General features: G+C 37.1%; 25 protein-coding genes and 3 tRNA genes. 21 read left to right on the top strand and 7 right to left on the bottom strand.

Features of this window, described 5'->3' with window-relative positions:
* Positions 1–194: 194 nt before the first annotated feature.
* The 3 genes from QE382_RS05600 to glyA form a co-directional block, all read right to left on the bottom strand.
* The gene (locus QE382_RS05600) at positions 195–848 is read right to left on the bottom strand and encodes a phosphatidylserine decarboxylase family protein (RefSeq protein ID WP_307185023.1); all 654 of its coding nucleotides are present in this window, start codon (positions 846–848) and stop codon (positions 195–197) included.
* A gap of 188 nt (positions 849–1,036) precedes the next feature.
* The gene (gene pdxY, locus QE382_RS05595; protein ID WP_307185022.1) at positions 1,037–1,933 is read right to left on the bottom strand and encodes a pyridoxal kinase; all 897 of its coding nucleotides are present in this window, start codon (positions 1,931–1,933) and stop codon (positions 1,037–1,039) included.
* Between the two features lie 108 nt (positions 1,934–2,041).
* Entirely contained in the window at positions 2,042–3,301 is a 1,260-nt protein-coding gene (gene glyA, locus QE382_RS05590; RefSeq protein WP_307185021.1) for a serine hydroxymethyltransferase, read from the bottom strand.
* Positions 3,302–3,763: 462 nt separating this feature from the next.
* On the opposite strand from glyA, the gene QE382_RS05585 reads away from it, so the two are divergent.
* The 3 genes from QE382_RS05585 to QE382_RS05575 all read left to right on the top strand — a co-directional run bounded on the left by QE382_RS05585 (position 3,764) and on the right by QE382_RS05575 (position 5,082).
* Positions 3,764–4,264: a cupin domain-containing protein gene (locus QE382_RS05585; RefSeq protein ID WP_307185020.1), complete on the top strand. Its 501-nt coding sequence runs from the start codon at positions 3,764–3,766 to the stop codon at positions 4,262–4,264.
* 183 nt (positions 4,265–4,447) lie between these two features.
* Complete coding sequence (locus tag QE382_RS05580; protein WP_307185019.1) at positions 4,448–4,678, top strand: thioredoxin domain-containing protein; 231 nt, start codon at positions 4,448–4,450, stop codon at positions 4,676–4,678.
* Between the two features lie 71 nt (positions 4,679–4,749).
* Positions 4,750–5,082 carry a 2Fe-2S iron-sulfur cluster-binding protein gene (locus QE382_RS05575; RefSeq protein WP_307185018.1) on the top strand — a complete coding sequence of 111 codons (333 nt, stop codon included), beginning with the start codon at positions 4,750–4,752 and terminating at the stop codon, positions 5,080–5,082.
* A gap of 422 nt (positions 5,083–5,504) precedes the next feature.
* Here QE382_RS05575 and QE382_RS05570 read toward each other — a convergent pair.
* Positions 5,505–5,578 (bottom strand) — tRNA-Pro (locus tag QE382_RS05570).
* A gap of 335 nt (positions 5,579–5,913) precedes the next feature.
* A tRNA-Pro gene (locus QE382_RS05565) sits at positions 5,914–5,987 on the bottom strand.
* A gap of 451 nt (positions 5,988–6,438) precedes the next feature.
* Here QE382_RS05565 and QE382_RS05560 point away from each other — a divergent pair.
* The 3 genes from QE382_RS05560 (at position 6,439) to QE382_RS05550 (ending at position 9,319) form a co-directional block, all read left to right on the top strand.
* Positions 6,439–7,146: a hypothetical protein gene (locus tag QE382_RS05560; RefSeq protein ID WP_307185017.1), complete on the top strand. Its 708-nt coding sequence runs from the start codon at positions 6,439–6,441 to the stop codon at positions 7,144–7,146.
* Positions 7,147–7,988: 842 nt separating this feature from the next.
* Positions 7,989–8,342: an ISAon1 family transposase N-terminal region protein gene (locus QE382_RS05555; protein ID WP_307184523.1), complete on the top strand. Its 354-nt coding sequence runs from the start codon at positions 7,989–7,991 to the stop codon at positions 8,340–8,342.
* A gap of 131 nt (positions 8,343–8,473) precedes the next feature.
* Positions 8,474–9,319, top strand: a complete 846-nt coding sequence (locus tag QE382_RS05550) for an ISAon1 family transposase (protein ID WP_307185016.1) — start codon at positions 8,474–8,476, stop codon at positions 9,317–9,319.
* A gap of 104 nt (positions 9,320–9,423) precedes the next feature.
* Here the strand turns inward: QE382_RS05550 and QE382_RS05545 are convergent.
* Positions 9,424–9,497 (bottom strand) — tRNA-Pro (locus QE382_RS05545).
* 342 nt (positions 9,498–9,839) lie between these two features.
* Between QE382_RS05545 and rplS the strand changes: the two genes are divergently transcribed.
* The 6 genes from rplS to QE382_RS05515 all read left to right on the top strand — a co-directional run bounded on the left by rplS (position 9,840) and on the right by QE382_RS05515 (position 16,020).
* Positions 9,840–10,187 (top strand): 50S ribosomal protein L19, encoded by a 348-nt coding sequence (gene rplS, locus QE382_RS05540; RefSeq protein WP_209581561.1) that lies wholly within the window; start codon positions 9,840–9,842, stop codon positions 10,185–10,187.
* A gap of 244 nt (positions 10,188–10,431) precedes the next feature.
* Entirely contained in the window at positions 10,432–11,517 is a 1,086-nt protein-coding gene (locus QE382_RS05535; protein ID WP_307185015.1) for a carbohydrate-binding family 9-like protein, read from the top strand.
* Between the two features lie 123 nt (positions 11,518–11,640).
* A complete protein-coding gene (gene pyrG / locus QE382_RS05530) occupies positions 11,641–13,251 on the top strand; it encodes a CTP synthase (protein WP_307185014.1) in 1,611 nt (536 codons plus the stop codon).
* A gap of 39 nt (positions 13,252–13,290) precedes the next feature.
* A complete protein-coding gene (yidC, locus tag QE382_RS05525; protein WP_307185013.1) occupies positions 13,291–15,114 on the top strand; it encodes a membrane protein insertase YidC in 1,824 nt (607 codons plus the stop codon).
* A 121-nt stretch (positions 15,115–15,235) separates the two neighbouring features.
* Positions 15,236–15,670 (top strand): META domain-containing protein, encoded by a 435-nt coding sequence (locus QE382_RS05520; protein WP_307185012.1) that lies wholly within the window; start codon positions 15,236–15,238, stop codon positions 15,668–15,670.
* Positions 15,667–16,020: an META domain-containing protein gene (locus tag QE382_RS05515; protein WP_307185011.1), complete on the top strand. Its 354-nt coding sequence runs from the start codon at positions 15,667–15,669 to the stop codon at positions 16,018–16,020. The genes QE382_RS05520 and QE382_RS05515 overlap by 4 nt, the downstream gene beginning before the upstream one ends.
* A 106-nt stretch (positions 16,021–16,126) precedes the next feature.
* Here QE382_RS05515 and QE382_RS05510 read toward each other — a convergent pair whose 3' ends face one another.
* Positions 16,127–17,476, bottom strand: a complete 1,350-nt coding sequence (locus QE382_RS05510; protein WP_307185010.1) for an acyl-CoA dehydrogenase family protein — start codon at positions 17,474–17,476, stop codon at positions 16,127–16,129.
* A gap of 353 nt (positions 17,477–17,829) precedes the next feature.
* On the opposite strand from QE382_RS05510, the gene QE382_RS05505 reads away from it, so the two are divergent.
* The 9 genes from QE382_RS05505 (at position 17,830) to QE382_RS05465 (ending at position 24,592) form a co-directional block, all read left to right on the top strand.
* A complete protein-coding gene (locus tag QE382_RS05505; protein WP_307185009.1) occupies positions 17,830–18,054 on the top strand; it encodes a PG1828 family lipoprotein in 225 nt (74 codons plus the stop codon).
* A 145-nt stretch (positions 18,055–18,199) separates the two neighbouring features.
* Entirely contained in the window at positions 18,200–18,424 is a 225-nt protein-coding gene (locus tag QE382_RS05500) for a hypothetical protein (protein ID WP_293881943.1), read from the top strand.
* A gap of 128 nt (positions 18,425–18,552) precedes the next feature.
* Positions 18,553–19,902 carry an adenylosuccinate lyase gene (purB, locus tag QE382_RS05495; RefSeq protein ID WP_307185008.1) on the top strand — a complete coding sequence of 450 codons (1,350 nt, stop codon included), beginning with the start codon at positions 18,553–18,555 and terminating at the stop codon, positions 19,900–19,902.
* 74 nt (positions 19,903–19,976) lie between these two features.
* Positions 19,977–20,531 (top strand): NifU family protein, encoded by a 555-nt coding sequence (locus tag QE382_RS05490; protein WP_209581510.1) that lies wholly within the window; start codon positions 19,977–19,979, stop codon positions 20,529–20,531.
* A gap of 283 nt (positions 20,532–20,814) precedes the next feature.
* Complete coding sequence (locus QE382_RS05485) at positions 20,815–21,663, top strand: transketolase (protein WP_293888839.1); 849 nt, start codon at positions 20,815–20,817, stop codon at positions 21,661–21,663.
* 1 nt (position 21,664) lies between these two features.
* Positions 21,665–22,618, top strand: coding sequence for a transketolase family protein (locus QE382_RS05480; RefSeq protein ID WP_307185007.1), 954 nt, complete (start codon positions 21,665–21,667; stop codon positions 22,616–22,618).
* A gap of 21 nt (positions 22,619–22,639) precedes the next feature.
* A complete protein-coding gene (locus tag QE382_RS05475; protein ID WP_307185006.1) occupies positions 22,640–23,161 on the top strand; it encodes an RNA polymerase sigma factor in 522 nt (173 codons plus the stop codon).
* A 58-nt stretch (positions 23,162–23,219) separates the two neighbouring features.
* Positions 23,220–24,173 (top strand): hypothetical protein, encoded by a 954-nt coding sequence (locus QE382_RS05470; protein ID WP_307185005.1) that lies wholly within the window; start codon positions 23,220–23,222, stop codon positions 24,171–24,173.
* Positions 24,173–24,592, top strand: a complete 420-nt coding sequence (locus tag QE382_RS05465) for a hypothetical protein (protein WP_307185004.1) — start codon at positions 24,173–24,175, stop codon at positions 24,590–24,592. Before QE382_RS05470 ends, QE382_RS05465 begins: the two co-directional genes overlap by 1 nt.
* Positions 24,593–24,635 lie beyond the last annotated feature (43 nt).

Raw genomic sequence — 24,635 nt, 5'->3', positions numbered from 1 at the left:
ACACTTATCCTGATACAGTTTTATCATTTTATTCTAGTCCAGTAATAAGTTATGATTGTAGACTTTTATACTCTCTTCTATTATACCTAGCATATATCCTGTTTGGATCTTCGCCAACGAAGAAATCACCAAAGTATTTATTCTCATCGCTATCTATATAATATAAATCTGCTCTGTAGATAAAAAAAGGAAAATCAACTTTTCCAGAATGCCAACGCTGTAATACCCCCTTTAACTTTCTCTCCAATTACAACGTTGACATCAATATCGGTTGGCAATATAAGATCAACGCGAGACCCAAATTTTATAAATCCCATTTCATCTCCCTGAATTCCATATGTACCGACAGGTAAATAGTTTGCTATTCTACGTGCTAATGCCCCAGCTATTTGTTTAGCCATTATTTCTCTGCCATTACTTAATTGATAAACGACAACATGTCTTTCATTATCGTTCGATGATTTTGGATGCCATGCTACCAAATGTTTTCCAGGGTGATAATTATTATATACTATCCTACCAGTCACGGGATTTAAATTCACGTGTACGTCGAACACACTCATAAATACAGAAATTTGAAGACGCTTTTCTGCAAAATATTCATCTGGCTCTATTTCTTCAACCGCTACAACTTTCCCGTCACATGGTGCTAGAATACTTTCTGATTTAATGGGGTGTTCTCGTTTAGGTATTCTAAAAAATCCCACTATCCCTAAGAGGGCTAAACCGGAAACTATGGATAATATTACACTTAGTATATCATTGACAAAATATAGATAAGTTAGAAAAATTCCATGTAGCAAAAAAGCTAATGTGATTGAAAAAAAACCTTCTTTATGTATATGCATAGCAATTAATTATAATGTTAAACTAACCAAATATTGGACTAAAAATATGATGCAGATTTTAAAAAAGATGGTGGTCCAGATCAATAACAACCCAATGATCAACCATATGTATTTAGCATTTTTTAAATATTGTTAATTAAGCTAATGCTCAGTTTTTACAGCGGCAGTACAATATACCGATACGGAATTCAGTGTTTATTATTATTTCTCGGCTCGTCAAATACCTCTTCAAGCTGCTGCTCTTCATAAAGAATACTCCTATACTTCAATAATACTTGCGCTGTAAAACCACTCATATTATTAGTATAAATAAATAGCATTACCTGATGGATGTATTTATTTACACATTCTATTGCCTTATCTATATTACTGCCGTTCAACTTTAACTGGCATACGAGTAAAGCTGTAAATAAGTCACCACAACCAACTAAATCAATATTAATCTTTGGTGTATAAAATATTTTAAGTGTATATTGAGAATACAATACTACATCAATTCTGTCATTTGGTGTATTGTCAAAATTCACACTTGTTATTATAATAATTTTTGAACTGAGCTCAGTATGGTTTTTTATGACATGCAATAGCGTCTCAGGGTTGACAATCTTAATGCCTAATATATATTCTAATTCGTATTGGTTGGGTGTTATAATATCAGCAATTGGTATCAGTTCTTTCAAAGCCACCGACACCACTTCTTTAGCATTATACAAACCTCCAGCTCGAAAGTCACCAAATGCTGGATCATAAATATATTTAACATGACTATTTTTTTTATAAGACTTAACGACATCTGCGATAAATTCCACCACCGATATGCTATTACAAAAGCCACTCACGATATAGCTTTCATCCGCCAAAAGGTTATTCTTTAGAATACCACATAAAATTTGTTTGAGGAAATAACCATTCATTTTAATACCTTTTACGACATCATATTCTAAGTGGTTGGAGTAAAATACTGTTGGAATCTGAATAGGATCAAAACCATTTAGTTGCATCGCCAAGATTGCTAAATTATTACCTGCATAACCATACGCAAGTTGACTTTGAATTGTCATTATTGTAGATAGGTTTTTATTCATTTGATTTACATTTTATACATAGATCAAAGTCATAGAAAGACATATCAGCATCATAGATATTTAAATTTGACTTATATCTCAACATCTTAAATTATAAGTGTTTACAAACTATACAAATAGTGGTCTATCAGCCATAAAGTTTAAAACTCTATCCTTTATTCGATTAAGGGTTGGTGTATGATAGGGACTACTGATAACTTCATCCATGTAATCCACAATTTGTATCATATCATTTTCAACTAACCCCCTAGTTGTCAATGCAGATGTTCCTATTCTTATTCCTGAAGTTACAAATGCTGATTTGCTATCAAATGGAATCATATTTTTATTAACTGTTATACCAGCACGTCCAAGCTGTTTTTCAGCATCTTTACCCGAAATATTTTTATTCGAAAGATCCAATAACATCAAGTGATTATCGGTACCATTAGAGACTATCTTATACCCTCTTTTTATAAAACAATCCGCTAACACTTTGGCATTTTTTATTATTTGATTGGCATATAAAGAAAATTCATCCGTTAAAATCTCTCCAAAAGCTGCTGCCTTTGCTGCTATAATGTGCATTAAAGGGCCACCTTGTATTCCGGGAAATACGGAAGAATCTAATCGCGACGACATCAGTTTTGGACGCCCGGTTCCCTTATTGTATTCATAATCCTTTCCAACCATTATCATTCCTCCTCTAGGACCACGAAGAGTCTTATGTGTAGTTGTGGTAATTACATGACAGTAAGGAACAGGATTACTATGCAGCCCTTTAGCAATGAGACCAGCTGGGTGGGAAATATCAGCTAGTAGCAATGCATCTACGGAATCGGCTATTTCTCTAAACTTCTTAAAGTTAATATCTCTTGAATATGCAGTGGCACCTGCAATGATCATATGTGGCTTTACCTTTTTTGCTACCTGTAATATTTGGTCATAATCAATCATTTCAGTATCCGAATTAACACCGTAATCATATGGTTCGTAAATTTTTCCTGAAAAATTTACAGATGAGCCATGTGTTAAATGACCTCCATGAGATAAGTTAAAGCCCAATATTTTATCGCCAGGATTTAGGCAAGCTGCAAAAACTGCGGCATTTGCTTGAGATCCCGAATGGGGTTGTACATTGACATATTCTACATCGAATATCTTTTTCACCCTATCAATCGCAAGTCTTTCGATTTGATCTACGTATTCACAACCGCCATAATATCTTTTAGAAGGATATCCTTCTGCATATTTGTTAGTCAAAATGGAGCCCGCTGCTCTCAAAACTTGATTACTCACATAATTTTCTGAAGCTATTAACTCAATACCATCATGCTGTCTCCTGTTCTCGTTTTCTATTAATCCAAATAAGATGTCATCTTCAATCATTGTCTATTAATTTTGTTGTAAATTCAGTCAGTACTCCTCAAACCTTCACATATAAATCGCCTGTAATCAAATAGCTCAAAAAAACCTTTAAGATTCTACAAAAATACTGAACCTTTGGACGGTCGAACTGACACAGTTTGGAGAATTTTAAATAGTCCAAGCAGTAAAAACTTATAAATTCGATTAGAATATAAATTCTATAAAGACGTATACCTTTAAATTGGAGATGAACGTACTCACATAGAAAGCATCATCAATTTAAAAATGACTGAAACAATACGATTATCGTATGGGCGATTTTTCGATAAATTTTCTGGTGTACTTTTTATAGCACTATAAATAACTTCATCTTGCACAGAAACTGGACTACCTAAAATTTCAAAAACTGCATCATAAAAGCAGTCCAAAGTTGAGCTATATTTGTGATGCAGCAGTGCAAATAACAATTAAATATTATTAGCTATGTCAAAACTAGAAGGAGAAACAGAAGTCAAAAAGCCGATTTACGCGAAGCAAAAACAATTCAGCTCTAAAGATTTCCATCAAACTTTCGCGAGGCCGACATTTGTAAAGCCATCCCACGTTATTCACAAAAATGTTGAAAATGCAGGTGTCCATGACCAATTTTCCGAAGAAAGAAAGCACCCTGTCTTTTTTGTAGACTTACCCAGCAAAAATGTTAGTATGACCATTGGAGGTTTGTTACCTGGGCAGAAAACACATCTGCACCGCCATACTTATGAAACCGTACTGTATGTCATAGCGGGTAAAGGTTGGACAAAAGTGGAAGATGAGATCGTAGAATGGGAAGCTGGCGACGCTGTTTATATTCCTTCTTGGGCTTGGCATCAACATCAAAACCTGAGCGAAACAGAGCATGCTAAATATATTGCCTGCGAAAATGCTCCCCAACTCCAAAACTTAGGGGTTGCCTTGCGTGAAGAAGAAGGAAGAGATTTCTAATAACCTAATTTGTGTTCTCGTCTTGGTGACACTTAACGAAAACAGCAGTTATGATAATCCCCATGAGCAATTGGAAATTAACGGATGAAGAGATTATTAAGAATGAAATAGCAGAATTGGACTCAATACTTTTAGGTATAAAAAGTAAAGTTTATCAGTATTAACAATTAAAAATAGAATAAAATGAACAAAGTCATTTTTTATCATGCAGGTTGTCCCGTTTGTGTAAGTGCAGAAAAGGACATTTTAAAACTTATACCTGAAAATCAGGTGGAGGTTATCCATTTGGGCGAAGACAAAACAAAAATTATTGATGCAGAAAAGAAAGGAGTGCAATCTGTTCCGGCATTGGTATTGTCTAGCGGAAATGTATTGCACATTAACTTTGGTGCTTCTATAGAAGATCTTAAGTAATTAGCCATAAAGCCCGAAAGGAATACCTTAGCGGGCTTTATATTTATACTTTAAAAATGTATGTATCTGATATGAATAATGAAACTAAGTCTAACGAATTAACAAATGCTATTGCAGACCCCAACCAAGTGACAGTTACTATTACTCTTAACGGAAAAACAAAACATATTAATTGGAATAATAGCATGCTTTTATTAGATGCGCTACTTTACGCTGGAATTGATGTTCCTCACTCTTGCTGTAGAGGAAATTGTGGTACTTGTGTATGCAAATTAGAAGAGGGCGAAGTACGTTTAAAGAGGAATTTTGTCCTTTCCGAAACTCACGTTCAACAAGGTCTAATCTTGACTTGTGTAGCTGTTCCTGTGAGTAATCGAATTAAAATAAACTATGATGTTTTTTAATCACGTTCATTAAAACGTCTATTTTTACTTCATTAAACGATCAAAATGCCCGTTACATGAGCAGCCTCTACAGTTACGCGCTGACGTTTTCGGATCAACTCCTGATAGCAATCTAAAATTTGGAACCCGACCTGCTCTGACATTCTATCCTTTGCGGGTATATTATAAACAAAGTCAAACAGCATTAAACAACACTAAAATAGATAAACAAATTATTGTATTTTAAAGGGTCCATATTTGCATTGCTATTCTTTGGGGTTTTATGAGATTAAAAAAATAGCAAATCCATAGAATTTACTGGTCTTGCGTTACTTTAATGTAAGTTACGGCTACGGATCGAACCTCCTAATATCTTAAAGGTCGTAGGTTCGCATTCTTCCCGGAAACAAAAAAAGCCCTAACTTTCGTTAGAGCTTTTTTAGTCGGGGTGGCAGGATTCGAACCTACGACCTCCACATCCCAAATGTGGCGCGATACCGGGCTACGCTACACCCCGAAAAAGGTATCACCTTTGTTTTGTGTGGCACAAAAGTACATTAAATATGGATATCTTTCAAGAATATTCTTCACAAAACACTTAACAAACTGATTTATTGTAAAATAATTTACAAAAGATTTAACGCCCCAATCAATTTTGATATAAAAACAAATATTACATCCTCTAATTTGTCTAGAATAAATACAAGAGCAAACGATTAAAATAGTGCTATTTTGGAAGGCAGGACCGGTTAAATCTGCTACAGATCGAGCAATAGCGTATCTTAAAGACACGAGATCGTCACTCTGACCCGACACAAAAAAAGCCCTAACTTTCGTTAGAGCTTTTTGTAGTCGGGGTGGCAGGATTCGAACCTACGACCTCCACATCCCAAATGTGGCGCGATACCGGGCTACGCTACACCCCGAAAAGGTATCACCTTTGTTTTGTGTGCACAAATATACGCTTATTACAATTTATTTGCAAATGAAAAACTACAAAATTGAACTAACCTATTGTTTCATTGCGATATATTTTTACTCGCAGCTGCTTTTTCTATTCACAGCACCTCTCACATAATTCTGTTTTATTTGCGCACCTTACATGTTCGGATATGAACATCAGGTGTTCATATACAAACACTTAAATTATAAAAAAAATGTAATTTATTCACTACTAGATATTTATTCATTTGGCATTTTTTTGGAACTGACCGAAATCAATATCTTTAAAAGTCTGTAGATTAAAATATTATTCATAGCTTAACCAGTATTATCTATATTTGATAAATAGAAATTTCATAGTTGCTATGATTTATAATAAAATTACTATATTTACCGTATAATAAAATTACTATATTTACCCTAAATCAATAACACATGAAATTTATAACACTTTCAACTTTAAAGCTGCACGCTTGTGTAGTTGTCAATTTATTAGCCCTTTCGGTGGCTGTTTTTAGTAGCTGTTCCAAAGAGACTTCTCTCGAAAAAAATCTCCAACCTGAAGAAAAAAATATACCAGTAATAACAAGGAATTTTAATACAATTCAAGAAGCTCAAAGATATATTGCTACTGCTTCAACCTTTGCTGACACTTTAAAGGCTTCAACCTTTGTTGACACTTTAAAGCTTGCTACATCGAAGATTGAAAACAAACAGCTGAAAATGACAACTGGAAATAAGTCAGAACTTACAGATACTTGGCACGATCGATTTGGCGGCGAAGATGGTTTTAGAACCTGGTATTTGAAATTTCCAGGCCTTGCAGAGGGAAGATATTTTCCGTATTTGCTTACCGTAAATGTGGCTTTTCAGGGCACAGGTACCCCCCTATTAGGCTCAATGGACCTAACTTTTGGCGAAGAATATTTTCCTGGACTTGATTATTCGGTAGAACCAAAAAACGCTTACATATCAGGGCTTAGACAGCAATTTACTATTTATGGTTTTTATATTTTTATTGAACGGGTGACTGTAGGAAGTGTTGTCGTTTATTCTAAAACATGGCTTGCTAAAGTTAACGTAAAATATTTACACTATACAAAAATAGCAACCGCACAAGTCACTTTCACACCACTTAATTGATTTTATCACGATGATCTTAATACTGAAAAAAAAATTAAAAAGAATTAAAAACGTCCTACTAATTCTTGCGGTCACAGGGCTCATTAGTGGGCTATTTCTCCGTGCAGCGCACAAGTTATACTTTGCAGGAACCACATTGCTATTTGTATCATTTTCTTCATTAGCTATACTCATTCTGTTGGGTTTAATAGTACCGTTTTTGAAAAAGACGTAGTTCTAAGGATGCAATTAAGACTTATAATAATAGGCGTTTATTCCAATAGAGCTATTGTTTGAATAAATCTTCCAAATTTCTAAACATTTTCGACCTTCTATTTACAGCTTACACCTGTAGATGGAAGTCTGAAATGTACACATCGAATTTAAAACACGGTTATATATTGGATTTATGTAGATTGAGACTCATTCATTATTAGAAGTTTAGAGAATTTCAATAACAGCTTAACCTAACGACCTACAGATATAAAGTTCATGGGGAATTACTTTTTTTAGGCTAATTACAAAGTAGCAAAAGCTTGAGAATGTTATTCCTTTTTTCAAATTTATTAACTTGATAAAGAACGTTCAAAACTACCTTTAGAAATAACCTAATGATATTTTACAGTTTACCGAGCCACTATAATCCATCTCTTAACAAACAGCGGAAAAAGTAAAGGAAAATAGAACGATGCATCGTCACTGTTCTCAATCCCCCCTGAAGATAGCATAAGATTTAACCACGGATTTGTAAAGCTAAATTAGATTATCATACAATATTTGCAAATTGTCATATCGGATCAAGTTGAAAGTTTGGGGGGAATGTCAAAAATTTCTTAGTTTAGCACTTTTAATACAGATATCTCTTGGAAGAAGCGGAACGTAAATTACTGTCTCTATTGATGCCCGAAGGGCTTTTGGAATACTTTCAGATTTTAGCAGTCGATCAGGTTGACAACCAGCTCCACATTTATTTAGATGAGCTTAATATTGCACCGACAGGCTATGAGAACAGCAAGTTGGAGTCAAAGGGCTTCATTCCTTCCACTGAGATTTCAGACTTTCCCATTCGAGGTCAGAAAGTTACGCTACATATCCGCCGCCGTCGATGGACAGTCCTTGATACCGGAGAGATCATCACAAGAAATTGGAACCTAGTACGTGAGGGTGCTCGAATGACTACGGAATTCGGGCTTTTTTTAAAGAAGATATTTGGATAACCATCCTGTAAGTGCCCAACTGGTAGGATTATTCTTCCAGATGGACGGTAAGCAGCTACAGGATCAATACAAGGAACCATCTCAGTGATTTCCATGACTGGAACCAGAAGGCGCATGCCGAGAGCTGAACATTGTTTGCAGAAAACATCTCCGAACAGCTAAGCATTGATGAGACCAGCTTTAGTAACGGTGAACTTTACACGATCATAAGCGGTAAGTCGGCTAAAGGCCGAAAAGGGACTATTCTGGCAACTATCAAGGGAACAAAGGCCGAAGATATTATCACTGTTCTTGAACGGATTCCCCTGCGCTCAAGGAATAAGGTAAAAGAAGTGACCATGGATATGGCGCCGAACATGGCTAAGGCAATCCGTAGATGTTTCAGGAATGCTAGACGTGTAGTCGATCGCTTCCATGTCCAAAAGCTTGCATATGATGCCGTGCAGGAACTCCGTATCAAATATCGATGGGAAGTCTTGGATGCAGAAAGCAAGAAAATAATGGAATTGCGAAAACGAGGTATTCCATATGAGCCCGAGTTGTTACCTAATGGTGATACGCTCAAACAGCTATTAGCTAGATCGAGATACCTGCTGTTCCAGCATTCAAGCCGATGGTCAGAAAGCCAAAAACGCCGTGCAGAACTGCTGTTTATCAGGTTCCCCAAGTTAAAACAGGCTTATGATCTTGGAATTGCCTTAGGTGATATCTTCAATAAATGCAGCGATAAAAAAGTTGCTTTCACAAAGTTAGGATTGTGGCACAACCAGGTTGAGAACGCGGGTATTGCTTCATTCGAGAGTGTCGCAAGATCCATTGCAGCGCATCATCAATACATTCTCCACTACTTCGACAACAGAAGCACCAATGCACCCGCAGAGTCCTTCAATGCAAAACTCAAAGCTTTCAGGAGCGTATTCCGCGGCGTAAGAGACACCACATTTTTCCTATACAGGGTAATGAAATTGTATGCTTAAAAATGATTCCCCCCCAAACTTTCGGTATGATCCATCCTGTAAATAGTTTACGAGACGAATAATAGACAAAACAAAAAAAGCTCGACGAATGTCGAGCTTTTAAGTCGGGGTGGCAGGATTCGAACCTACGACCTCCACATCCCAAATGTGGCGCGATACCGGGCTACGCTACACCCCGAAAAGGTATCACCTTTGTTTTGTGTGCCACAAATATCTAATCATTTTTTGACTTTGTCAACAGTCAACCAAAAAATAATCACTAACCAACTGATTAATTGCATACTATTTTTACAGGAATAATATATTCTCTAGCCTTTCCTTGTCGAAAACCCCGCCTAAATAACTGACAAAGGAATATTCAAAATATCTTTAAATTATCCAATTCATTTTCATATCTTTGCATCCGATTTGAATATCAGTCAATAGTTTTTTAAAAAAGTATTTTTATATTCAGAAAATAAGTCGTAATATTGCATTCCGATTTTTACAGGATATAAATCGTTAATAATTACTCGAAATCATGGATTTAGTAAAATTTGTAGAAGAACAAGCGGTAGTAAAGAATGAAATTCCCGCTTTTAAAGCTGGAGATACCATCAGCGTTCATTATAAAATTCGCGAAGGAAATAAAGAGCGTGTACAGGTGTACCAAGGTGTAGTAATTCAATTAAACAGCGAAGGTGCTAACGCTACTTTTACCGTTCGTAAAATCTCAAACGGTGTAGGTGTTGAACGTATTTTCCCTGTAAACTCACCAAACATTGAAAAAATTGTAGTAAACAGCTACGGTAAAGTTCGTCGCGCGAAATTATTCTATTTACGCGGCCTTACTGGTAAAGCTGCTCGTATTAAATCGAAAAGAATCTAATTACGACTACCACGGCATAAAAAAAGGCTTTGAAATCATTCAAAGCCTTTTTTTATGGACTATAGATTTCCTTTTTAATCCCCAAGCCACATTACCAACTTCCTTCTGTAATAAATTTAGGATAATTATAGCTTGCTCTTTAAAATAGCCTGCTCTTTTTGCCGCGCTAAAACATTTTACTTACTTTTAATACCGTATTATCTCCACTTTATTTTTGGCACGAATATAATTAAACTATATATCGATGAGAACTATCGCTTTTATCCTTATTTTTATTATCTATCCGAACTTTGCTTTCGCACAGCGGAATATGAAAGAATTTCTTCAACTACAGCCGCAGCCTCAAGTGTATTATGTGCAGCCAATAACAGATGCTATTATTATAGATGGCAAAGACAGTGAAGATTCGTGGTCTAAGGCCGTATGGACAGATTCATTCAAGGATATTGAGGGAGCGCAAAAACCTCATCCCATATTGGAAACAAAAGTCAAGATGCTTTGGGACAAAGAAAACCTATATTTATTTGCTAAGCTTGAAGAGCCTCATATTAAAGGATATTTAAAACAAAAGGACACCATCATTTATCATGACAATGACTTTGAGGTTTTTATTAAACCAAATTTACTATCTCCGGAATATATAGAGATTGAAGTAAATGCTTTAAATACGGTCATGGATCTTTTGATGACTAAACCGTATCGCTTTGGTGGTAGGGCTAATCTAAATTGGGACACAAAAGATATTGAAAGTGCCGTTTATCATTCAGGAACAATCAACAACCCAAAAGATAAAGATGAATATTGGACAGTGGAAATGAAAATACCGGTTAAGAGTCTGAAATACTTTGGCGAAGGAGATCAGATTAAGGCCAATGAGATCTGGAAGATAAATTTCTCCCGCGTTCAATGGCTTTATGAGAATACGGGAACAACTTATAGCAAGAAAAAAGACGATACTGGAAAGACTCTTGCCGAGGAGAACTGGGTATGGTCTCCTATTGGGCTTGTTAATATGCATTATCCTGAACGATGGGGACATATCAAATTTATCGATAGTTCCAATCAGCTATTTATCGATGAGCAATTCTTATCTCTTGAAAAAATGGCCTGGAATATTTCTTATTTACAACAAATCTTTAGAAACGATAAAAAACGCTATGCGACGTCTATTTTGGAATTGAGCAAACTATATCCTGAAATTTTGAGTGAGCGGAAAAAATATGACATCATATTTTCAAATAGTAATAATTTCTATCGTGTTGAAATCAAGTCAAAAACAAAGCCTACATTAAAGACAACTATAGATAGCCGAGGTAATATTTATTTTTAATTTAATTATTAGAGCAATCTTCAATGCTAATTTTTAATAATAATTGCTACCTTTGTATCCCGTACATAAAGCAACTATTATTGGTCATTTTGACCACATAAAATTGAAAATCCTTTAATTGTTATGACTAAATATATTTTTGTTACGGGCGGCGTTACTTCGTCGTTGGGGAAAGGTATTATTGCTGCCTCCCTTGCTAAACTTCTCCAAGCGCGTGGCTATAAAGTTACCATTCAAAAATTTGACCCTTACATTAACATTGATCCAGGAACACTAAATCCATATGAACATGGTGAATGTTATGTGACTGAAGATGGCGCCGAAACTGACCTTGATTTGGGTCATTACGAGCGTTTCTTGAATGTCCCTACCTCACAAGCAAACAATGTCACAACAGGCCGCATCTATCAACACGTTATCCAACAGGAACGTGAAGGTGCATATTTAGGAAAAACCGTTCAAGTCATTCCGCATATCACAGATGAGATAAAACGCAGAATGCAGTTGCTGGGAGAGTCTGGTCAATATGATATTGTGATCACCGAATTAGGTGGTACAGTTGGTGATATTGAGTCTTTACCCTTCGTGGAAGCAGTAAGACAACTCCGTTGGGAATTGGGAGCCAATAATTCGTTGGTTATCCATTTGACTTTGGTTCCATACCTGGCTGCTGCTGGCGAGCTGAAAACAAAACCTACTCAACATTCTGTTAAAACTTTATTGGAATATGGGGTACAACCTGATATCCTGGTTTGTCGCACAGAACATAAATTATCTCAGGAAATCCGTAAAAAATTAGCACAATTCTGTAATGTCAATATCAATGCAGTAGTCGAATCCATCGATGCCTCAACAATTTACGATGTGCCTTTACTGATGCTGAAGGAAAACTTGGATAAAACAGCATTAACAAAACTGAAACTTTCCAACAAAAATGAGCCTGATCTAGACAACTGGAAAAACTTTTTAGGTAAGCTTAAAAACCCGACAAATGAAATTAATATTGCATTGATTGGTAAATATGTTGAACTTCCAGATGCGTATAAATCCATTACCGAAGGGTTTATCCATGCAGGCGCTACAAATGAGTGTAAAGTAAAGGTGAGTTACATTGCCGCCGAAAGTGTTACAAAAGAAAATGTTGCTGAAAAGCTAAAAGGAATGGACGGCGTTTTGGTTGCTCCAGGATTCGGTGAACGTGGTCTGGATGGTAAGTTAAATGCTATCCAATACGTTCGTGAAAATAATATTCCTTTCTTTGGGATCTGTTTAGGGATGCAATGTTCGGTAATTGAATTCGGAAGAAATGTATTGGGACTGAAAGATGCCAACAGTTTTGAGATGGATGCCAACACGACTAATCCGGTTATCAATCTGATGGAGGAGCAAAAAAACATCACCGATATGGGTGGTACCATGCGTTTGGGCGCTTACGATTGTGAAATTAAAAAAGGAACGAAAGCCTTTGCAATCTATGGCAAAACAAAAATTTCTGAAAGACACCGTCACCGTTATGAATTTAACAACGACTATTTGAAGCAATATGAAGCGGCCGGAATGATTGCTTCAGGCTTCAATCCAGAGACTGGATTGGTAGAAATTGTGGAACTGAAAAACCATCCATTTTTCGTTGCCGGACAATTTCATCCAGAATTAAAGTCAACAGTTGCAAATCCTCACCCACTTTTTGTTAGCTTTGTAGCCGCTGCTTTGGCAAACAAGAAATCAAAGTAGTAATAGAAGGATACAATTAATTAAGTTTAATTATTAAAAATGGATAGAAATACCCTAATTGGTTTGGTCCTGATGTTTGCTATCATCACTGGTTCATTTTACCTGATGAAGCCTTCAGAATCAGAAATCAAACAAGAACAAGCGCGACAAGAGGCTAAAGCGCGTGCAGAAAAAGGACTTCCTGCTGAAAGTGACTCTACCGCGAAAGCCAAAACAGCACAAACAGCAGTGATTGCTGATTCGGCGGAACTGAGAAAGCCTTTTGGTGCCACAAAATTTGGAACCGAAAAAGTCATCACGATTGAAAATGAGAAAATCATTGCCAAGATCAGCACGAAAGGCGGCAAAGTTAAATCTGTCGAACTAAAAGGTGAAAAGAATTTCAATGGAAAACCGTTGATGCTTTTTGAAGGTGAGGACAATAAATTTGGTTTTCTGTTTAATGCAGCGGGTCAAAACGTGGCAACAAACGATTTGTACTTCAATACAGAATCTTCGGATATTCAAATTTCTGGTGAAGGAAAACAATCGGTAAAATTCAGACTAAATTACAATGACGACCAATACATTGAATATATATACTCTATTGCCGGCAAAGGTTATAATGTAGCGCTGGACATCCATACAAAAGGGATACAGAATTTAGTTCCACAAAGTCAAAAAACGTTGACCCTTAACTGGAATACCACGTTAAGACAGAAGGAACAAAATATAGAGTCTGAAAGACAAAAATCTACTCTTTACTATAAAGAAGACAATAAGGTAGATCATCTTTCAGAATCAAAAGACGCTGATGAAGCATTGGAGAAAAAAGTGGAATGGATTGCTTTTAAGCAACATTACTTTTCTAGTATCTTGAACGCCAAAGATGGTTTTGTGAATGCTAAAGTGGATGTAAAACATGCGACTGAATCGGATGTCATCAAGTTTTACAATACGAACGCGGAATTAGCATTTGATAACCATAAGGACAATAGCTATTCGTTGAACTTCTTCTTTGGTCCCAACCAATACAATGTGCTGAAAGCGGAGGGTAATGATTATCAATCGATCATCAATATGGGCTGGGGCCCTATGCGTTGGATCAACCAATGGATTACGGTACCGGTATTCAACTTCCTGGATGGTTTCCATATGAGCTACGGTATCGTTATACTCTTATTGACACTGATGTTGAAATTGATCCTTTCGCCAATGACCTACAAATCTTATGTTTCTATGGCCAAAATGCGCGTATTAAAACCGCAGCTGGACGAGATCAAAGCAAAAGTCGGCGAAGACAACCAAATGTTGATGCAACAGGAGCAAATGAAATTGTACAAACAGGTCGGTGTCAATCCTCTTGGTGGATGCCTTCCCCTCGTATTACAAATGCCTTTTACAATTGCATTCTTCTATTTCTTCCCAAATTTGTTTGAATTGAGAGGACAGAGTTTCTTGTTTATGAAGGACATGTCAACCTATGATACATTATTCACATTTGCTCCCATCTTTGGATCGTTTAACCACATTTCTTTGATGTGTATCTTGATGACGTTAACAACGTTGTTGACCACTTGGTATAACAATGCTACATCAGGCGCTACAGGTCAAATGAAATACATGGGCTATATCATGCCGTTGATTTTCTTCTTTGTGTTGAACAGCTTCCCTGCTGGTTTGAATTACTATTACTTCTTGAGTGCTTTATTTACATTCTTGACGCAATTGGTAATCCGCACCATGGTGAACGATGAGAAAATACTAGCTAAATTGGAGGAGAACAAAAAGAATCCAAAAGCAGAAAAAAAATCAAGTTTCCAGGCTAAAATGGAAGAAATGATGCGTGCTCAACAGCAGGCACAACAAAATAAAAATAAATAGTAACATTTATTCGATTGATAAATAAGGCTTCCAGATTGGAAGCCTTATTTGTTTGTAAACTTTTGTAGCACTTTGCCAAACCAAACGTTAAAAGGGATGTTAATAGGTTAAAATTTAAAATATGAACTTTAAAAACTTCGCAATATTGGCCATCTTAAGTATTGGTCTTGGTAGTTGTTCTGTCGTCAACAAGAAGTCGACTGATCAAAGTGAAAACAGTTCGACATCAGCTGTCGTTGGAAAAAAGTGGCAATTAATTGAAATCAATGGTCAGGCCGTAGCGGATCAAATCAACGGTAAAATGCCCTACCTGCAACTGGAAGAAAAACGCTACAGTGCAAGTGGGGGCTGCAATGGTATCGGAGGAGATTTGGTAATATCAAAAAATGGAAAAATTAAATTTGCTCAGGGAATGTCAACTATGATGGCCTGTCCGGATATGTCTATCGAACAAGCGCTGTCAAAAAACTTGATCGCTGCAGATAATTACACTGTCAACAATGGTATTCTTAGTCTGAACAAAGCTAAAATGGCTCCATTGGCAAATTTAAGTTGATCCAGGACGACAAGCAGCAGCTTTCTGGAACTTGGGAGCTTGATTATATATCGGGCGCACGCATTGCTTTCGATGGTCTATATCCCGACCGTAAACCAACAATGATATTTGACGCGGTCAGCAGAAAGGTAAATGGCAATAGTAGCTGTAACAACTATAATATGACGTTTAAAACCAATGGTAATAGTATTAATTTCGGCCCAATTATGTCAACAAAAATGGCTTGCGAAGGGAATGGCGAAGCAACTTTTTTCTCTACCTTAGAAAAGGTGAACACATACAGTATCAGCGAGAATACCCTAACATTTATCATGGGCGATATCGCCATGATGCGGTTTAAACGCAAATAGTCAAGTTCGGTTTGCGTTTAATTCAGCTAAAAAGGGCTTTGTTGTTTAACAAAGTCCTTTTTAGTAATTCTCGACATCAAGAAACGAAAAGTTAGCCGGAAAGCAGCTACACGAAAGCACTAAATCCAGTTATACTTCGACCAACAATGAGGGAATTAATCTCCTTTGTACCCTCATAGGAATAAATTGCTTCTGCATCCGCCAGAAATCGCGCGACATTATACTCTAACAAAATGCCATTGCCCCCCATCACTTCACGGGCTTTGGAAACAATATCTCTCGTACGCAAAGAGCAGAACACTTTTGCCAGCGAAGCATGTTCATCTCTTAGCTCACCTTTATCCTGAAGTTCAGATAGCCTAAAGACTAGCGTTTGCATAGCGGTCAAATTGGACAACATTTCAACCAGGTGATTCTGAATAAGCTGAAAAGAGGCGATTGGCTTACCAAACTGCTTCCTTTTTCGGGTATAATCCAATGCATTTTCATAGGCTCCTCTAGCACAGCCCACAGCCATCCAGGCGACCCCGGCCCGCGTCATCTGAAGAACCTTACCTGTATCTTTAAAGGAGTCTGCCTTTTGTAAACGGTCACTTTCAGGAATGATACAATGATTTAAAGTAATGAGGCCATTCTGCACAATACGCAATGCCATCTTATCTTTGATCTTTTCGACAGAAAAACCTGGGTTATCCTTCCTTACAATAAAACCTTTGACTTCTCCATCCTCGAGATCCCTAGCCCATATAATTGTAATATCGGAAAAAGTAGAATTTCCGATCCATTTTTTCTGACCATTCAAAATCCAACCTTCTGTTGTTTTTCTACAAGTTGTCGTCAGTCCGCCTGCAGCTCCCGAGCCCACTTCAGGTTCTGTTAATCCAAACGCACCTATCACCTGCATCTGTTGCATCTTGGGCAACCACTCTTGCTTTTGTTCTTCAGATCCGCAAAGATAGATTGACCCCATTGCCAAACCACTTTGTACGCCAAAGAAAGTTGCTACTGAAGCATCCACACGTGCTATCTCAGCCGCTATAATTCCTTCCATCAAGGAACTTCCGCCCATACATCCATATCCATTGTATGTATAGCCACAAATATTTAAAGCCGCAAGTTTGGGTACGATTTCAAAAGGAAATTCATCTCTCAACCAATATTTATTGACTATTGGTTTGACTTCGGTCTCCATAAATTCTCTCACCTTCAATTGTAAAGCGCGGTCAGTATCGTTTAATTTACTGTCCATCGCATAGAAATCACCATTGATAGGAGGCAATTCTCGCTTTTGCTTTCCAGCATTCAGCATTTTCATCAAACCATGAAGCTGCTTATCATCCATTTTTGATACAGCATCCATTACTGCGCCCAAATCCACTTTTTTCGATATTTCTTCCAATTTGCCAAAGTCTATTGATTTTGCCAAATCCATTATATTCTTTACTTTATCAAACATATTGCAATTTCTTTAAAGCGTTTACTTCTTAAAATAAGCAAAATAATCGAAAATTGTTTGTTATCAGTACCATCTTATCCCCAGATTGGCTAAAAATAAGTTCACACAAGCTCAGCACAACAAACACACAAGAACGGCACAACGATCACCCTTTCTTAGCCCTTGTTAAGCTAAAGGATGACACAAGCCGAGACTTGTGGGATAACATTTTATTTTAAATAAATTAAACAACTGAAAAACAATCTATTATATAAATTTTTTAAAAAAATGTATTTTTTGGGTTACCTTTTTTGGTTACGTGTATTAACAGATGAAAAAGAAAATTATTTCAATTTAAATTAGAAAATTAGAAAATGAAAAACGCATTAAAATTCGGTTTCTTAGGTTTAGCTTTAACTGTAGCTTTTGCATCTTGTAACAATTCAGAGAAAAAAGCTGAAGGTTCTGCAGATTCAGCTTCTGCTTTAGTTGATTCAGCTGCTAACACTTTAGATTCAGCTGCTAACCACGTAGATTCAGCTGCTGTTAAAGTTGATTCTGCTGCTGCTAAAGTTGATTCAGCTGCTACTAAAAAATAATTTAGGACTGAATAACGCTTTTGGAAGGCCTTTTTTAACAAAAGGTCTTTCTTTTTTCAAAAAGAGAAAAATCTGGGGTTACCTTTTTAATTTATCGGTATTAACCCCTAAATAACAAGATTTAAAAATATTTAATTTTAATAAAATGAAAAACGCATTCAAATTCGGTTTCTTAGGTTTAGCTTTAACATTAGCTTTCGCATCATGTGGTGAAACTGGTAAAACAACTGACGCTGCTACTGATTCAGCTAATGTTGCTTTAGATTCAGCTAACACACAATTGGATTCAGCAAAAACTGCTGTAGATTCAGCAAAATCAGCTGTAGATTCAGCTGAGTCTAAAGTTGATTCAACTAAAGCTGCTCACTAATTTTCTGAAATAGAATTTAGACTTGATAAAAAAGCTTCCTTCACCAAGGAGGCTTTTTTTATATCTGCGCCAATTAAATTGCTAAGCTCCAAGCATTTTTTTACCTTTGCCAAAAAATCATTCAATCTATGGCTTTATCATCTTTAACAGCAGTTACTCCTATCGACGGACGCTATTACAATAACACTCATGAACTTTCAGCATTTTTTTCTGAATTTGCTTTAATAAAATATCGCGTACGCGTGGAAGTGGAATATTTTATTGCATTAGGTGAATCAGGTATTGCACAATTGCAACAATTTGACAAAAGTCTAAATGAGAAATTGCGTGATATTTATAGAAATTTTTCTGAGGAAGATGCTGTTTGGATCAAAAACACAGAGAAAGTTACGAACCATGATGTTAAAGCCGTTGAATATTTTCTGAAAGACCAATTTGAAAAATTAGGATTACAAGACTACCTTGAATTTATTCATTTTGGTTTAACATCCCAAGATATCAATAACACAGCTATTCCGCTTTCTTGGAAAGAAGCTATAAAAGAGAGCTACTCGCCAGCGATTGAGGAGTTGCTTCATGAATTAAAATCATTAGCGACGTCATGGTCAGGCATTCCGATGCTGGCCCGTACCCATGGACAGCCTGCATCTCCAACTCGATTGGGCAAAGAATTTTATGTTTTTATTGAACGAATAGAGCGACAGTTACAACTACTCAATCAAGTACCATATTCTGCCAAATTTGGTGGCGCAACAGGTAATTTCAATGCGCATCAGGTTGCTTATCCAGAAACCAATTGGATCAATTTTGGAAATAATTTCGTCAACAATGTCTTGGGTTTGGACCGGTCACAAACCACAACGCAAATTGAACATTACGATAACTTTGCGGCGAGCTGTGATGCTTTAAAACGCATAAACAATATCCTGATCGACTTATGCCGCGATATCTGGACTTATATTTCGATGGATTATTTTAAACAAAAAATCACTGCCGGACAGATCGGTTCATCTGCTATGCCCCATAAGGTCAACCCCATTGACTTTGAAAATGCAGAAGGAAATTTGGGCATTGCAAATGCTATTTTCGAGCATCTCTCCGCTAAATTACCGATTTCACGTCTTCAGCGTGATTTAACAGATTCGACAGTTTTACGTAATATTGGTGTTCCATTTGCACACACACTCATTGCCGTTAAATCGACATTGAGAGGTTTACGAAAATTGATATTAAACGAACAGGCGTTGGCTGATGACCTTGAAAATAACTGGGCTGTTGTTGCCGAAGCATTGCAAACCATATTACGAAGAGAAGGCTATCCAAAACCGTACGAAGCGCTGAAAGATCTTACACGTACAAACACGCGGGTAACGAAAGAAACAATAGCGACGTTTGTCGATCAGCTCCATGTTTCCGATAAAGTTAAAGCAGAACTGAAAGCGATCAGTCCTGCTAACTATACGGGGGTCACTTTATAAGCTTTTACTTATAAATGACCTTAATAAAGCTCCTTTTGATATATATTTGCTTGGAATAAAAAAATAGATAATACATGGCTACGATTAACGTATATACAGAATCTACACCCAACCCTTCTACCATGAAATTCTTGGTCAATAAGTTATTGATCAACGGTAGTGTGGATTTTCCAAATAAAGAGGCAGCACAAGATTCACCGTTTGCACTTGAATTGTTCAAATTTAATTTTGTAAATGGCGTATTTTTCGCGAGTAACTTCGTCACTATTACCAAAACGGAAGATGCGGAATGGGAAGACATCGAAGCTTTGTTGAAAGATTTTGTAAAAGGTGCTGTAGAGTCTGAACTTGCTGTAAAAACGGTACACCACGACACAGAAGTGAATTTTGAGGGTACCGAAACTGAAGTAAAGATACAACAAGTTTTACACGACTATGTACGACCTGCTGTTGAACAAGATGGGGGTGCCATACATTATAAATCATTTAATGAAGGTGTAGTAACGGTTGAACTAAAGGGTTCTTGTAGTGGTTGTCCATCATCGACAATTACTTTAAAAGCAGGCATTGAAGGATTGTTGAAGCGCATGGTTCCGGAAGTGACCGAAGTTGTTGCTGAAGCCATGTAATCTTAGCTTCACATTTATAATAAAAAAGGATTCAGCACTACTAATGGCCGAATCCTTTTTTTTATGTCCGGTCATGTAAAAGGCATGAAAATATCCAGCGTATCGATATACTGGTCAGGTAGGCAAAACTCCCTGGCTCCAATAGCATTTTGAGTGGTATCCGGCGAACATACTTCTAAAGCGGCTTGAGATTCGGTTATAAGTCAATATAAATTCATTTTTTAACAAGCATCTAGCTTAAAAATAGTTAACTTTACGACCAATTGTGAAACCAACAAAAAAAATGAGTGCAGATATTATCAAACTAGAACAAATTGCATCACAGGTAAGACGTGATATCGTACGTATGGTACACGCTTGTCAATCAGGACACCCAGGTGGTTCGTTAGGTTGTACAGATTACTTTGTGGCGCTTTATTTCAATGCAATGAAACGCAATCCTTCCTTTGACATGGATGGAAAAGGAGAAGATCTATTCTTCCTGTCAAATGGACACATCTCTCCTGTATTTTATAGTACATTGGCACATGCGGGATATTTTGAAGTGAGCGAATTAGCAACGTTCAGAAAAATCAATTCCAGACTTCAGGGTCACCCAACAACACACGAGGGCCTTCCGGGCATTCGTATTGCTTCGGGATCTTTGGGCCAAGGATTATCTGTTGCAATTGGTGCCGCACAGGCAAAAAAATTGAATAAAGACAATAATCTAGTTTATGTATTAATGGGTGATGGTGAATTGCAGGAGGGCCAAGTCTGGGAAGCTGCAATGTATGCACCACACAACAAAATAGACAATCTGATCGCTACTGTTGACTACAACAAAGCGCAAATTGACGGATCTACGGATCAAGTATTATCTCTTGGTGATCTTCGTGCAAAATGGGAAGCGTTCGGCTGGGATGTAATGGAAATTGCGAAAGGCAACGATATGAACGCTGTTGTAGCTGGTTTGGCGGAAGCTAAATCACGTACAGGAAAAGGTAAACCTGTCATCATCCTAATGCATACCGAGATGGGTAGTGGTGTTGATTTTATGATGGGTTCTCACAAATGGCATGGTGTTGCTCCAAGTGACGAACAATTGGCGTCGGCGTTGAATCAGCTTACAGAAACTTTAGGAGATTACTAGAATGAAAAAATATACTTATACAGAGTCAAAAGATACGCGTTCAGGATTCGGAGCGGGCTTATTGGAAGCGGGAAAGCAAGATGAAAATGTGGTTGCATTATGTGCCGATTTGATCGGTTCGTTAAAAATGAACGATTTTATTAAAGAGTTTCCGGAGCGCTTTTTCCAAATTGGTATTGCGGAAGCAAATATGATGGGTATTGCTGCCGGGTTGACTATTGGCGGTAAAATTCCATTCACGGGTACGTTCGCGAATTTTTCTACTGGCCGTGTTTACGATCAAATTCGCCAATCGATTGCATACTCGGACAAAAATGTAAAAATTGCTGCATCGCACGCGGGTTTGACATTGGGTGAAGATGGTGCAACTCACCAAATCTTAGAAGATATCGGTTTGATGAAAATGCTACCAGGAATGACGGTAATCAATCCTTGCGATTTTAATCAAACAAAAGCGGCTACTATTGCAGCAGCAAAATATGAAGGTCCAGTTTATTTGCGTTTTGGCCGTCCTGTTGTCCCTAACTTCACTCCTGCTGATCAGGAATTTGTGATTGGTAAGGCGGTATTATTAAATGAAGGAACGGATGTTACGATTATTGCTACAGGTCATTTAGTATGGGAAGCTATCCAAGCTGGTGAGAAATTAGCTGAATTGGGTATCAACGCTGAGATTATCAATATCCATACCATCAAACCTTTGGATGAGGAGGCTATTTTGAAATCTGTTGCGAAAACCAAATGTGTCGTGACGGCAGAAGAGCATAATCGTCTTGGTGGTTTAGGTGATAGCGTGGCTCAGGTGCTAACAAGGGAGTTACCTACTCCACAAGAATATGTTGCTGTCAATGATAGTTTTGGGGAATCAGGTACTCCTGCTCAGTTGATGGAGAAATACGGTTTGAATGCAGCGGCTATTGTTGCTGCCGCTCAAAAAGTAATCAAAAGAAAATAAAAATACTACGCAGGTCAATATATGGATGACGCTTTAATTATAGCAAAATTCGCTGAAGAGAGTACGCGAGAAGAAGCTTTCCGTTTATTGTTGAAGAAATATCAACAGAAGATTTATTGGCATGTGCGAAGAATGGTCATCGATCATGACGATGCGGACGATGTTGTGCAGGATATCTTTGTGAAAGTATGGAGGAATCTTGGAAACTTTCGAGAAGACTCGCAACTATATACTTGGCTTTATCGCATTGCAACAAATGAATGTATCACCTTCTTAAATAAGAAAAAACAAAAGCAGAACGTGTCGTTGGATGACGACACGACTGCTTATTTGGCTGAAACACTTGCAGATGGAAACTACTTCAACGGCGACAAGGCTCAAATGAAATTACAACAGGCACTGTTGACCTTGCCGGAGAAACAGAAATTGGTTTTCAATATGAAGTATTTTGAAGACATGAAATATGAAGAGATTTCGGAAGTTCTCGGAACAAGTGTTGGAGCACTTAAAGCTTCCTATCATTTGGCCGTCAACAAAAATTGAAGCTTTTTTTAACAACAACGATTAAACCTTTTGGCTAAATTGGGCTCTAAAAGATACTATGAAGGAAAATGGCACATATCATGATGGGCTGGAGCCTAACAATCTTCCAGCATCGTTGCGTAAAAATCCATTTGGCTTACCAGAAAATTATTTCAATGATCTAGAATCAAAAATAATTACGCAAGTCAAATTGGTTGAAAGCAAAGACACCGTCTTTGAGGTTCCAGAGGGGTATTTTGACAACCTTCCGGAGACCATTATGTGTAAAATCTCGGAAGATAATTTAAAAAGTCACGTCATTGTGGACGGTTTCGAAATTCCTGAAAATTATAGTTCGGAACTATCAGCATCTATTCTCAGCCAAATTTCAGAAGAAAAATTGAAAGAAAAAGTTTCATCTGATGGTTTTGCTGTGCCTTCTGATTTCAACCGCATCCTTGAAAATTCTATTTTCTCACGGATAGCTGAACAAGAATTGAAGGATGCAGTTCTTACAGATGGATTCGTCGCACCAGTAGACTATGAGAAAACCTTAGAATTGACCATTTTATCGCGTATTGCTGAAGAAAAATTAAAAGAAACTGTTGGTACTACCAATTTTGATGTACCGCAACACTATTTTGAGAATCTTTCAGGTAGAATTATTAACGCTGTACAGGAAGTTGAAAAAGATTTTACACCTGTCCACCGCATAGGCAGGCCGAAAAAATGGTACGCGCGTTATGCTGTTGCTGCATCTTTTGCAGCCATGTTGAGTATCGGGGGATACTGGGGATATCAATATCTACAACAAGATGCTGTTGCTGCAGAGGGTATCACAGAGGAGCAACTGAGCCAGCATTTATCTGAAATTCCTAAGCAAGAAATCATTAATTACCTTGCGGCGTCAGCATCTGGTGATGATATGATATATATGTCCCAATATACTGATGAAGCTAATCTCCCTACTAAAGGATTTGGCAGCAATTTATCTAAACAAGAAATAGAAGATTATCTAAATTATACCTTATAATGATGTTCAAGAAAAAATACATATGGATAACATTGTTCTTTAGTATATTTTCTATTGCCTTGAGCTTTGCGCAAGACAAAAATCGTTTTCAAGCTATAGAAAATGAAAAAATAGCTTACATTACTAAAGAACTAGGTTTAACGCCAAGAGAGGCTCAGCAATTCTTCCCACTCTATAATGAGTATAGTCAAACACTTTGGGATATCAGAAAAGAAAAGTTAAATGGTACTCCTAAAAATAGCTTTAGAAATGGTTCGAGAGATATACTACAGTACGATGCGAAGGAAGTGGAGGTCAAAAAGGAATACCGGGCTAAATTTGCCAAAGTGATTGGCAACGCGCGGGCATCGCAATTTTTCGAAGTTGAGCAAGAGTTTAGGGAACATCTTTACAAATCCCTGCAGAATAGAAGAAAATAATCTTGAAAAATAAAAAAGAAGTCTTTAAGACTTCTTTTTTATT

This window comes from Sphingobacterium zeae, assembly GCF_030818895.1.
In the GTDB taxonomy this organism is placed as follows: Bacteria; Bacteroidota; Bacteroidia; order Sphingobacteriales; family Sphingobacteriaceae; genus Sphingobacterium; species Sphingobacterium zeae.
This window is presented reverse-complemented; position numbering and strand designations above follow the sequence as displayed.